Below are 10,766 nucleotides of genomic sequence, written 5' to 3' on the forward strand. Positions count from 1 at the left end.
CGCAACCGCGATCTTCTTCGTGCCTTCAGGCCTGCCCGGACGTGCGACGCTTGAGCTTTTCGCAGCCGCCCACCTTGCGGCAAGCCTTCTTGCGCTTCTCGTCTACGGGGTCTTCGCCCGCGCGCTTCTTGCCCGCGTCAACCGGCGGCTTGACCGCTCGCGCCAGGAACGGATAGCCAGGCTGCTGCGTTCGGGACTTCCAAGCGTATCCGCCCGCTTTCGCAGGGATGCGGCCTGAGCCGACGCTCGCCTGTGGATTGTGACCGCCCGTCATCAAAGCTTAGCAGTAACCGTCTAGTTCGGGGGCAAGGCGCGCGTCCGCGCGCCGTCAGCGACGGAGCCGCCGATGAGCACTGCCGAACAGGATTTCCGCCAGACCGAGAAGACCAGCCGGCTGAACGCGGCCCTTCTTCAGCACAAGGCCTTTTCGAAGGAAGGGTTTTCGGAACGCTTCTTCGGCCTTTTGTTCTCGGGCCTCGTCTACCCCCAGATCTGGGAGGATCCGGATGTTGATATCGCGGCGATGGAGCTCGGACCGGAACATCGCGTCGTCACCATCGGCTCCGGCGGCTGCAATGTGCTGGCCTACCTGACGCGTGCGCCGGACCATATCGATGTCGTCGATCTCAACACCCACCACATCGCCCTCAACCGGCTGAAGCTCACCGCCTTTGCGCGGCTGCCGGACCATGAGGCCGTGCTGCGGCTCTTCGGCAATGGCGCGAAGGGCAGCGTGCGGGTCTACGACACCCATATTGCGCCTCATCTCGACGCCGAGACCCGCAAATACTGGGAAAGCCGAGACAGCCTCGGCCGACGGCGCATTACCGTGTTCGAGCGCAATATCTACCGCACGGGCCTGCTCGGCAACTTTATCGGCGCGGGCCATGTCGTCGCCCGGCTGCACGGCGTGAAGATTTCCGAACTGACGGAGGCGAAGTCGCTGCGCGAGCAACGCCGTTTCTTCCAGGAAAAGATCGCGCCGCTGTTCGACAAGCCGCTCATTCGCTGGACCACGTCGCGCAAGTCCTCGCTGTTCGGTCTCGGCATTCCGCCGCGCCAGTACGAGGAGCTTGCCCGCGCCAGCACCGACGGAACGCTGGCCTCGGTGCTTTGCCAAAGGCTGGAAAAGCTCGCCTGCCATTTCTCGCTGAAGGATAATTACTTCGCCTGGCAGGCCTTTGCCCGCGCCTATCCGAACGATGGCGAAGGCCCGATGCCCACCTATTTGCAGAAGGAAGCCTTCCCGCTGATCCGCGACAATGCGGACCGGGCGAGCGTGCATCACGCAAGCTTCACCGAACTGCTGCGGGAAAAGCCGGCGGCCAGCGTCGACCGCTATGTTCTGCTCGATGCCCAGGACTGGATGAATGACGGCCAGCTCAACGATCTCTGGCGCGAGATCACACGCACCGCGCGCGACGGCGCCCGCGTCATCTTCCGCACGGCCGCCGAACCTTCGGTCATCGAGGGTCGCCTGGCGGACGAGACCGCTGCAGGCTGGCGCTATCTCGAGGCGACCTCGCGCGAGCTCGGGATGATGGACCGTTCGGCCATCTATGGCGGCTTCCACATCTATGAAAAGGTCTGACATGGCCGACGCGCACGAGACCGCCGGCAACCAGGCGGAAGCCATGGATGCGATGTATCGCTATCAGCGGCACATCTACGATCTCACCCGCAAATACTACCTCTTCGGCCGCGACCGGATGATCGACAGGCTTGCGGTGCCCGAAGGCGGAACGGTGCTCGAAGTGGCCTGCGGCACGGGGCGCAATCTCAAGAAGATCGCCGCCCGCTATCCCGACGCGCGCCTTTGCGGTCTTGATATTTCCGAGGAGATGCTGATCTCCGCGCGCGCGAATTTTGCCGGCGGGAAGGCGCAACCGCTGTTCCTGGCCGCCGACGCCTGCCGGTTTTCGCCGGCGCGCTTCGGCGTCGCGGGCTTCGACCGCATCGTCATCTCCTATGCGCTGTCGATGATCCCGCAATGGCCGCTTGCCGTCTCCGCCGCGCTCGATGCCCTCAACAGCGGCGGTTCGCTGCATGTCGTCGATTTCGGCCAGCAGGAGGGCCTGCCGCGTCTTTTCCGCGCCGGTCTTCACCGCTGGCTCGGGCACTTCCATGTGACCCCGCGCGCAAGGCTCCACGGCGTGCTTCAGGCAGAAGCCGCCGCGCGCGGCGCCGCTTTCCGCTTCGAGACCATCGGCCGCGGCTATGCCTGGCACGGCGTGATCACGCGCGCGTGATCATCGGCCAGGTTGCTTCAGCGCCTTCTTAATGAAAGCTTAGGTGGTCTGATATAGCTTGCGGGGCATATTTGCGCGCCCGCCGGCCACGGCTGGCCGAGATTCACTTGAGGAGACGCCCATGATTTCCAGAACCATCCGAGCGGTTGTGGTGGCCGCCGGTCTCACTTCGCTCTTTGCCGGTTCCGCCGCCGCCCAGCAATGCGGCGGCGATTTCTCGCGCTTTCTGTCCGGCGTGAAATCCGAAGCCGTGCAGCGCGGGCTTTCGCCGAACGCGGCCGACGCCGTGCTTTCCGGCGCCTCGGTGAGCCAGAGCGTTCTGAAGATGGACCGCGCCCAGGGCGTCTTCAAACAGACCTTCCTCGAATTCTCGCAGCGCACCGGCAGTTCGGCCCGCCTGAATATCGGCAAGCAGAAGATCCAGCAATATGCCGGGACTTTCGATCGCGCCCGGCGCGAATTCGGCGTTCCGGCCGGCGTACTGACGGCCTTCTGGGCGATGGAAACCGACTTCGGCGCCGTCCAGGGCAATTTCAACACACGCGATGCGCTGGTGACCCTTTCCTACGACTGCCGCCGTCCGGAAATTTTCCGTCCGCAGTTGTTGGCGTTGATCGAAATGACCCAGCACGGAGACTTCGATCCGGCGACGGAGACCGGCGCGTGGGCCGGCGAACTCGGCCAGGTGCAGATGCTGCCGGAAGACATCATCCGCTACGGCGTCGACGGCGACGGCGACGGGCATGTCCGCGTCAAGAAGAGTGCGCCCGACGCGCTGCTGACGGCCGCCAACTTCATCCGCAGCCTCGGCTGGCGCGCGGGCGAGCCATGGATCCAGGAAGTGACGCTGCCGGCAAACCTGCCCTGGGACAAGACCGGCTTCGGCGGCGGCCTGACCGCCGGCCAGTGGTTCAAGCTCGGCGTCCAGCCGCGCGACGGCAACACGCGCTTCGCCAACCTGCCGACGGCGCTCCTGATGCCGCAGGGCCGCAAGGGACCGGCCTTCCTCGCCTATCCGAACTTCAACGTCTATCTGGAATGGAACCAGTCCTTCATCTACACGACCTCGGTCGCCTATTTCGCGACCCGCTTCGAAGGCGCCCCGGCCTATGACAAGGGCAATCCCGATCCGGGCCTTTCCGACAGCCAGATGAAACAGCTGCAGACCATCCTGTCGCGCAAGGGTTTTGACGTCGGCAAGATCGACGGCATTCTCGGCGCCGGAACCCGCGATGCGGTCCGCTCGGTCCAGATGCAGCTCGGCATGCCCGCCGACGGCTGGCCCACGCCGCAATTGCTGCGCGCGCTTCAGTAGTTTCGCCCGGGATCAGAAAAGGCCGCTGCGGGTCTTCCCGCCGCGGCCTTTTTGATTCGGTCATCGTTGGCGCGCGTGGATCACGCATCCCCTCCCCGGCTGGCGCGTCATGCCGCCGAGCCGCCGGATTTCAATCCGCCACGCGCCGAGAACGCGCGTGCGCGCCAGCAAAAAAGCCGGAGGCTCGCACCCCCGGCTTTTCAATTCATCGCTCACAAAAAGACGCGTCTTACGCGGCTTCCATTTCCGCTTCGGCTTCGGCGCGGGCCTTGTCGGCAGCGCCCTTGGCGTCGGCATCACGGTCAACGAATTCGATGACGGCAAGAGCGGCGTTGTCGCCGTAGCGGAAGCCGGCCTTCATGATGCGGGTGTAGCCGCCGTTGCGCTCGCTGTAACGCGGAGCGAGAACGTCGAACAGCTTCTTGACGGCCTCGACATCCTTGACCTGCGAGATCGCCTGACGGCGGGCATGCAGATCGCCGCGCTTGCCGAGCGTGATCAGCTTCTCGACGATCGGGCGAATTTCCTTCGCCTTCGGCAGAGTGGTGACGATCTGCTCATGAGTGATGAGCGAGACGGCCATGTTTGCAAACATCGCCTTGCGATGGCTTGCCGTTCTGTTCAGCTTGCGGCCTGCATTCTTATGGCGCATTGCTATTCTCCTTCACTTGCAGGCAGTTGCCCGCAGTATGACTGGTTAGTACTGATCCTCGTACCGCTTGGCGAGGTCCTCGATATTTTCCGGCGGCCAGGCCGGCACTTCCATGCCCAGATGCAGGCCCATGGAGGCCAGCACTTCCTTGATCTCGTTCAGGGACTTCCGACCGAAATTCGGCGTGCGCAGCATTTCGGCTTCGGTCTTCTGGATGAGATCGCCGATATAGACGATATTGTCGTTCTTCAGGCAGTTGGCCGAACGGACCGAAAGCTCCAGTTCGTCGACCTTCTTGAGAAGGGCCGGGTTGAAGGCGAGTTCGGTGACATCGTCCTCTTCCTGATCCTTCTGCGGCTCCTCGAAGTTGACGAAGACCGAAAGCTGGTCCTGAAGAATGCGGGCCGCGAAGGCAACCGCGTCTTCACCGGAGACCGAACCATCCGTCTCGATCGTCATCAGAAGCTTGTCATAGTCGAGAACCTGGCCCTCACGGGTGTTTTCGACCTTGTAGGAGACCTTGCGGATCGGCGAATAGAGGCTGTCAACCGGGATCAGGCCAATCGGCGCGTCTTCCGAGCGGTTGCGCTCGGCCGGCACATAGCCCTTGCCGTTGTTGACCGTGAACTCCATGCGGATTTCAGCCGCTTCATCCAGGGTGCAGATGACGAGGCCCGGATTGAGGATCTCGATATCGCCGACGGTCTGGATGTCGCCCGCAGTCACCACGCCCGGCCCCTGCTTGCGCACGACCATGCGCTTGGCTTCATCGCCTTCCATGCGGATGGCGATTTCCTTGATGTTCAGCACGATATCCGTCACGTCCTCGCGGACGCCGGGGATCGAGGAGAATTCGTGCAGCACGCCGTCGATCTGGACGGCGGTGACGGCGGCGCCGCGCAGCGACGACAACAGAACGCGACGCAGCGCGTTGCCGAGCGTCAGGCCGAATCCGCGTTCCAGCGGCTCGGCGACGAGCGTCACCTTCTTGGGCCCGCTGGAGGTGAACTCCACCTTCGAGGGCTTGATCAGTTCCTGCCAGTTTTTCTGGATCATGTTTCTACCTTTCGTTCGCCGCACTATCCAATCGTGACGGCCGAGCTTCGTAGAACCAGCGCTTCACCACGGAAACGCCGGAGCAAAATGACAGACGATTAAACGCGACGCTTCTTGCGCGGGCGGCAACCATTGTGCGGGATCGGCGTCACATCGCGGATCGAGGTGATGACGAAACCGGCAGCCTGGAGCGCGCGCAAAGCCGATTCGCGACCGGACCCCGGACCGCAGACTTCGACTTCCAGCGACTTCATGCCGTGCTCCTGAGCCTTCTTGGCGCAGTCTTCGGCAGCGATCTGAGCGGCAAAGGGGGTCGACTTGCGCGACCCCTTGAAGCCCTTGGCACCAGCGGACGACCAGGCAATCGCGTTACCCTGTGCATCCGTGATGGTGATCATCGTGTTGTTGAACGACGAATTGACGTGGGCAACGCCCGACGAGATATTCTTGCGCTCGCGGCGGCGAACGCGGGTGGCTTCCTTGGCCATGACTTCCCTTTCGTTGATCTCTTCACCGCCGTAACGCCAGCGGCTCCACCGACCGGACCTTTTGCAAGGCCCCAATCATCTACGCAGAAAGCCGGCGTGAAACCGCCGGCTTGTTCCGGAATAAACCTATTCCGTGAATTACTTCTTCTTGCCTGCAATCGCCTTTGCCGGACCCTTGCGGGTGCGGGCATTGGTATGCGTGCGCTGGCCGTGAACCGGAAGGCCACGACGGTGACGCAGGCCGCGGTAGCAGCCAAGGTCCATCAGGCGCTTGATGTTCATCGAGTTCTCGCGACGCAGGTCGCCTTCGACCATGTAGTCGCGGTCGATCTGTTCACGGATCTGCAGAACTTCCGCATCCGTCAGCTCATGCACCCGGCGTTCCGCCGGAATGTTGGCTGCCGTGCAGATGTCCTGCGCGAATTTCGGTCCGATCCCGTGGATATACTGCAGCGCGATTACAACGCGCTTGGCAGTCGGGATGTTGACGCCAGCAATACGAGCCACGCCGATTCTCCTTAAGCATTGTCTATTGGGCAGCTAGCGGAAACTGCCGGTTTCTTATCGACGGGAAGCCCGCCTCAAACAGCTCTTGCGCAACATCTTTGCGTGGCAAAACCCGTCCTGTTCGAAATCAAAAAGGACCTTGACGGTTCTGCCCCATGTCGCGAGTTGGAGCGCTCATAGCGGAAACAGCGCTTCAATGCAACCGTTTCCTTCACTTTTGTGCCGCCCGAAGACCGTGAGAGCCTCCGGGCGCACAGAATTCATGTTTGCCGGCCGGCGCGGATCGTCAGCCGGAAGCCGTGGCGGGAATCACGCGCTTGCCAGAACCTTCTCGATGCTGGCGGTTACGGTGTCCATGTCGGCCATGCCATCGACGGAGCTCAGCTTGCCCTTGGCGTAATAATAGCCGATCAGCGGCGCCGTCTCCTTGTAATAGGCCTTCAGGCGCTTCTCCACCGTCTCGCGGTTGTCGTCCGGTCGACGCTTGAATTCGGTCGAGCCGCACTTGTCGCAAACGCCCTCCACCTTCGGCTTGTGGAACTCGTCATGATAGCCGGCGCCGCAATTGGCGCAGCTGTAGCGCCCGGCGATTCGCTCCGTCAGCGTCTCGTCATCAACCTGGATCTCGATGACTGCGTCGAGTTCGATGCCCTTGGCGGACAGCATCTTCTCGGTGGCATCCGCCTGCACCAGCGTGCGCGGGAAACCGTCCAGAATGAAGCCGTCCTTGCAGTCGTCCTGGTCGATTCGCTCCGAGACGATGGCGATCACGATATCATCCGAGACAAGACCGCCGGCATCCATGACCGCCTTGGCCTTCTTGCCGACTTCGGTCTCCGCGGCCACGGCGGCGCGCAGCATGTCCCCCGTCGAGAGCTGCGGAATGCCGTGATTGGCCACGATACGCTGCGCCTGCGTTCCCTTGCCGGCGCCGGGCGGTCCCAGAAGTATAAGTCTCATCGTCCCCTCTTTCCTCCCCGCAATTTCGATTTCTTGATCAGCCCCTCATACTGCTGGGCGATCAGATGTCCCTGTATCTGCGATACGGTGTCCAGCGTGACGCTGACGATGATGAGCAGCGACGTGCCGCCCAGCGCCAGCGAGACGCCCGTGCGCGCCACCAGGATCTCCGGCAGAATGCACACGAACACCAGATAGATCGCACCGACCACCGTAATGCGAGTCAGAACATAGTCTATGTACTCGGCCGTACGCTCGCCCGGACGGATGCCCGGAATGAAGCCGCCATGGCGTTTCAGATTGTCCGCCGTCTCCTTCGGGTTGAAGACGATGGCGGTGTAGAAGAACGCAAAGAACGCAATCAGCGCGCCGTAGGCGACCATGTAGAGCGCCTGGCCGTGGCCGAGCGCCGCGATCGTCGCCGTCGCCCAGCCTGGCAGCTCGCTGGAGGAAAAGCCGGCAAGCGTTGCCGGGAGAAGCAGCAGCGAAGACGCAAAGATCGCCGGGATCACACCCGACGTGTTGAGCTTCAGCGGCAGGTGCGACGTATCGCCCTGGAACATGCGGTTGCCGACCTGGCGCTTCGGATACTGGATCAGCAGACGACGCTGCGCCCGCTCGACGAAGACGATCAGCGCGAAAATGGCGACCACGACGACCAGAATGCCGACGGCGACGAAGGCCGAGATCGAACCGACGCGCGACAGTTCAAGAAGATTGCCGACGGCAGCCGGCAATCCGGCGACGATGCCGGCGAAGATGATCAGCGAAATGCCGTTGCCGATGCCGCGCGAGGTGATCTGCTCGCCGAGCCACATCAGGAACATGGTGCCGCCGACCAGCGTGACGACGCTCGAGAGGATGAAGAACCAGCCCGGATCGGTGACCAGATTATTGCCCGACTGCAGGCCGATGGCGATGCCGTAGGCCTGGGCGGTGGCGAGCACCACCGTGCCGTAGCGGGTGTACTGGTTGATGATCTTGCGGCCCTGTTCACCCTCCTTCTTCAGCGCTTCAAGCGACGGCACCACGGCCGTCAGAAGCTGCACGATGATGGAGGCCGAAATATAGGGCATGATGCCGAGCGCGAAGATCGCCATGCGTTGGACCGCGCCGCCCGAGAACATGTTGAACATGCCCAGAATACCTTCGGACTGGCCCTGAAAGGCCTGCGCATAGGCATCGAGATTGATGCCGGGAAGCGGAATATGCGTGCCGAGCCGGTAGACGAGGAGCGCGAGAAGCGTAAACCAGATGCGCTTCTTCAGGTCCGTCGCCTTCGCGAAGGTCGAGAAATTGAGATTGGATGCAAGTTGTTCCGCTGCAGAAGCCATGCGTATCTCCGCGTCGCCGCACGGCCGCGACAGGCGCCCGGTGCGATTAAGTGCCAGATCGCCTCAGCCGAGATGCAGCCCTTCACGGGCGCTCACCGGCATTCGCGATAAACCACCCGCAGGACACGAACGATCGGGGCCGGCCGGTGGTCGAGGCACATATGGAAGAAAAAACGCCCGGTGTGAAGCACTCCGGGCGATCATTTTTCAATTCAGCGCTTTTACTCGGCGTTCTTCGCGCCGGCCAGCACGGTTATCGAACCGCCGGCCTTCTCGATCTTCTCGATCGCCGGCTTCGAGGCACCGGCGACCTCAAGCGTGAGCTTCGCCTTCAGTTCGCCGTCGGACAGGATGCGAACACCGTCCTTCACGCGGCGAATCACACCGGCTTCCTTCAGCACTTCGGCGGTCACCGTGGTCTTCGCGTCCAGCTTCTTGGCATCGACGGCGGCCTGCAGGCGGCCGAGCGAGACCTCGACGAAGTCCTTGGCGAAGATGTTGGTGAAGCCGCGCTTCGGCAGACGGCGATAGATGGGCATCTGGCCGCCTTCGAAACCGTTGATGGCAACGCCCGAACGCGACTTCTGGCCCTTGACGCCGCGGCCGCCGGTCTTGCCGGTGCCCGAGCCGATGCCGCGGCCGACGCGCTTCTTGGCGTGTGTTGCGCCTTCGCGGTCCTTGATTTCGTTGAGTTTCATAATCTTCTCCCGTCTCACTTCTCGTCGACGACGCGCACGAGATGGGACACCTTGTTGATCATGCCGCGCACAGCAGGCGTATCTTCCAGGGTGCGGACGCGATGCATCTTGTTGAGGCCGAGGCCGATCAGCGTCTGGCGCTGGACGGCGGGACGGCGGATCGGGCTGCCGATCTGCTCAACGGTGACAGTCTTCTTGGTGCTAGCCTTGGCCATGTTCGCCTCTCTTACTCGTCGACAACAGCGCCGGCGGCCTGGCGGCGAGCCTGGAGCGTGGCGTATTTGAGGCCGCGCTGCGCTGCGATGTCCTTCGGATGCACCTGGCTCTTCAGGGCATCAAAGGTGGCGCGGACCATGTTGTAGGGGTTGGACGAACCGGTCGACTTGGCAACCACATCGGCAACGCCCAGCGTTTCGAAAACGGCGCGCATCGGACCGCCGGCGATGATGCCGGTACCGGCCTTGGCGGTGCGCAGCAGAACCTTGCCGGCGCCGTGGCGGCCCTTGACGTCGTGATGCAGCGTACGACCGTCGCGCAGCGGCACGAAGATCATCTCGCGCTTGGCGGCCTCGGTCGCCTTGCGGATGGCTTCCGGCACTTCGCGCGCCTTGCCGTGGCCGAAGCCGACGCGGCCCTTGCCGTCACCAACGACGACGAGTGCAGCAAAACCCATGCGGCGGCCGCCCTTGACGGTCTTGGCCACGCGGTTGATGGCAACGAGCTTGTCAACGAATTCGCTGTCGCGCTCATCCCTGTTATGGCGATCGTCGCGCGATCCCCGTCTGTCCTGTGCCATTGTCCTGTTCCTTTTTCTTTTCCGGGTGCAATCGGCAAATGTGAAAGCCGCTTCTGCCATTTCTGGCGAGGGGCGGCCGGTGTGTGACCGAAGGCGACTTGAGTTCCGAAGAAACAGTATCGCCTTGGCCGGATGTCAGGAGCGCCCTTTCGATGAAGGGCGCTCGAAGCTTCATCAGAAGCTCAGGCCACCTTCGCGGGCGCCGTCGGCCAGAGCCTTGATGCGACCGTGAAAGATGAAGGCGCCGCGATCGAACACGACTTCCTTGACGCCCGCCTTGGTGGCGCGCTCGGCGACGAGCTTGCCGACGGCTTCGGCGGCCTCGCGGTCCGCGCCGGTCTTCAGCGAAGACTTGAGCGAAGCGTCGAGCGTCGAGGCGGCAGCCAGCGTGCGGCCGGCCGTATCGTCGATGATCTGGGCGTAGATGTTCTTGGACGAACGGTAAACCGACAGACGCGGACGGCCGTTTGCCACTTTCTTGACCTGGCGGCGCACGCGGCTGGCGCGGCGTGCAATGGTTTCTTTCCTGCTAGCCATAACGCGTGTTCCTTACTTCTTCTTGCCTTCCTTGCGGACGATGCGCTCTTCCGCGTATTTCACGCCCTTGCCCTTGTAGGGCTCGGGACCGCGATATTCGCGAATGTTCGCAGCGACCTGGCCGACGACCTGCTTGTCGATGCCGGTGACGGTGATTTCCGTCGGCTTCGGGCA

At 62.8% G+C, this 10,766-nt stretch carries 15 protein-coding genes; 4 read left to right on the plus strand and 11 right to left on the minus strand.

Going from position 1 to position 10,766, the window contains the following annotated elements:
* The 4 genes from AC5DC2_RS12105 to AC5DC2_RS12120 all read left to right on the plus strand — a co-directional run.
* The coding region (locus AC5DC2_RS12105; RefSeq protein ID WP_491698653.1) for a hypothetical protein at nucleotides 1-238 on the plus strand (238 nt) is incomplete at its 5' end.
* Between the two features lie 108 nt (nucleotides 239-346).
* Complete coding sequence (locus tag AC5DC2_RS12110; protein WP_491698654.1) at nucleotides 347-1,591, plus strand: BtaA family protein; 1,245 nt, start codon at nucleotides 347-349, stop codon at nucleotides 1,589-1,591.
* A gap of 1 nt (nucleotide 1,592) precedes the next feature.
* The gene (locus AC5DC2_RS12115; protein WP_152534521.1) at nucleotides 1,593-2,249 is read left to right on the plus strand and encodes a class I SAM-dependent methyltransferase; all 657 of its coding nucleotides are present in this window, start codon (nucleotides 1,593-1,595) and stop codon (nucleotides 2,247-2,249) included.
* A 121-nt stretch (nucleotides 2,250-2,370) separates the two neighbouring features.
* Complete coding sequence (locus tag AC5DC2_RS12120) at nucleotides 2,371-3,564, plus strand: lytic murein transglycosylase (RefSeq protein WP_024708084.1); 1,194 nt, start codon at nucleotides 2,371-2,373, stop codon at nucleotides 3,562-3,564.
* Between the two features lie 229 nt (nucleotides 3,565-3,793).
* On the opposite strand, the gene rplQ is transcribed toward AC5DC2_RS12120, so the two are convergent.
* The 11 genes from rplQ to AC5DC2_RS12175 form a co-directional block, all read right to left on the minus strand.
* Nucleotides 3,794-4,216, minus strand: coding sequence for a 50S ribosomal protein L17 (gene rplQ / locus AC5DC2_RS12125; RefSeq protein WP_200337382.1), 423 nt, complete (start codon nucleotides 4,214-4,216; stop codon nucleotides 3,794-3,796).
* A gap of 45 nt (nucleotides 4,217-4,261) precedes the next feature.
* Complete coding sequence (locus AC5DC2_RS12130; RefSeq protein ID WP_024708086.1) at nucleotides 4,262-5,272, minus strand: DNA-directed RNA polymerase subunit alpha; 1,011 nt, start codon at nucleotides 5,270-5,272, stop codon at nucleotides 4,262-4,264.
* 98 nt (nucleotides 5,273-5,370) lie between these two features.
* Nucleotides 5,371-5,760, minus strand: coding sequence for a 30S ribosomal protein S11 (gene rpsK / locus AC5DC2_RS12135; protein ID WP_018065590.1), 390 nt, complete (start codon nucleotides 5,758-5,760; stop codon nucleotides 5,371-5,373).
* A gap of 138 nt (nucleotides 5,761-5,898) precedes the next feature.
* A complete protein-coding gene (gene rpsM / locus AC5DC2_RS12140) occupies nucleotides 5,899-6,267 on the minus strand; it encodes a 30S ribosomal protein S13 (protein WP_024708087.1) in 369 nt (122 codons plus the stop codon).
* Between the two features lie 309 nt (nucleotides 6,268-6,576).
* Nucleotides 6,577-7,227: an adenylate kinase gene (locus AC5DC2_RS12145; protein ID WP_024708088.1), complete on the minus strand. Its 651-nt coding sequence runs from the start codon at nucleotides 7,225-7,227 to the stop codon at nucleotides 6,577-6,579.
* On the minus strand, nucleotides 7,224-8,561 hold the full coding sequence (gene secY / locus AC5DC2_RS12150) for a preprotein translocase subunit SecY (protein WP_024708089.1): 1,338 nt from the start codon (nucleotides 8,559-8,561) through the stop codon (nucleotides 7,224-7,226). The genes AC5DC2_RS12145 and secY overlap by 4 nt, the downstream gene beginning before the upstream one ends.
* 221 nt (nucleotides 8,562-8,782) lie before the next feature.
* A complete protein-coding gene (gene rplO, locus AC5DC2_RS12155; protein ID WP_024708090.1) occupies nucleotides 8,783-9,259 on the minus strand; it encodes a 50S ribosomal protein L15 in 477 nt (158 codons plus the stop codon).
* Between the two features lie 14 nt (nucleotides 9,260-9,273).
* A complete protein-coding gene (gene rpmD / locus AC5DC2_RS12160) occupies nucleotides 9,274-9,474 on the minus strand; it encodes a 50S ribosomal protein L30 (protein ID WP_024708091.1) in 201 nt (66 codons plus the stop codon).
* Between the two features lie 11 nt (nucleotides 9,475-9,485).
* On the minus strand, nucleotides 9,486-10,055 hold the full coding sequence (gene rpsE / locus AC5DC2_RS12165; RefSeq protein WP_024708092.1) for a 30S ribosomal protein S5: 570 nt from the start codon (nucleotides 10,053-10,055) through the stop codon (nucleotides 9,486-9,488).
* Nucleotides 10,056-10,229: 174 nt separating this feature from the next.
* Nucleotides 10,230-10,592, minus strand: a complete 363-nt coding sequence (rplR, locus tag AC5DC2_RS12170; RefSeq protein WP_024708093.1) for a 50S ribosomal protein L18 — start codon at nucleotides 10,590-10,592, stop codon at nucleotides 10,230-10,232.
* A 12-nt stretch (nucleotides 10,593-10,604) separates the two neighbouring features.
* Nucleotides 10,605-10,766, minus strand: a 162-nt coding sequence (locus AC5DC2_RS12175; protein ID WP_491698655.1) for a 50S ribosomal protein L6, incomplete at its 5' end; no start/stop codon positions are given.

The sequence above is a fragment of the Martelella sp. genome, assembly GCF_984369615.1.

Bases quoted from the DNA above. Each gene is read 5' to 3' on its own strand.
- AC5DC2_RS12110 (WP_491698654.1), top strand. From the start codon at position 347: ATGAGCACTGCCGAACAGGATTTCCGCCAGACCGAGAAGACCAGCCGG.
- AC5DC2_RS12115 (WP_152534521.1), top strand. From the start codon at position 1,593: ATGGCCGACGCGCACGAGACCGCCGGCAACCAGGCGGAAGCCATGGAT.
- AC5DC2_RS12120 (WP_024708084.1), top strand. From the start codon at position 2,371: ATGATTTCCAGAACCATCCGAGCGGTTGTGGTGGCCGCCGGTCTCACT.
- rplQ (WP_200337382.1), bottom strand. From the start codon at position 4,216: ATGCGCCATAAGAATGCAGGCCGCAAGCTGAACAGAACGGCAAGCCAT.
- AC5DC2_RS12130 (WP_024708086.1), bottom strand. From the start codon at position 5,272: ATGATCCAGAAAAACTGGCAGGAACTGATCAAGCCCTCGAAGGTGGAG.
- rpsK (WP_018065590.1), bottom strand. From the start codon at position 5,760: ATGGCCAAGGAAGCCACCCGCGTTCGCCGCCGCGAGCGCAAGAATATC.
- AC5DC2_RS12145 (WP_024708088.1), bottom strand. From the start codon at position 7,227: ATGAGACTTATACTTCTGGGACCGCCCGGCGCCGGCAAGGGAACGCAG.
- secY (WP_024708089.1), bottom strand. From the start codon at position 8,561: ATGGCTTCTGCAGCGGAACAACTTGCATCCAATCTCAATTTCTCGACC.
- rplO (WP_024708090.1), bottom strand. From the start codon at position 9,259: ATGAAACTCAACGAAATCAAGGACCGCGAAGGCGCAACACACGCCAAG.
- rpmD (WP_024708091.1), bottom strand. From the start codon at position 9,474: ATGGCCAAGGCTAGCACCAAGAAGACTGTCACCGTTGAGCAGATCGGC.
- rpsE (WP_024708092.1), bottom strand. From the start codon at position 10,055: ATGGCACAGGACAGACGGGGATCGCGCGACGATCGCCATAACAGGGAT.
- rplR (WP_024708093.1), bottom strand. From the start codon at position 10,592: ATGGCTAGCAGGAAAGAAACCATTGCACGCCGCGCCAGCCGCGTGCGC.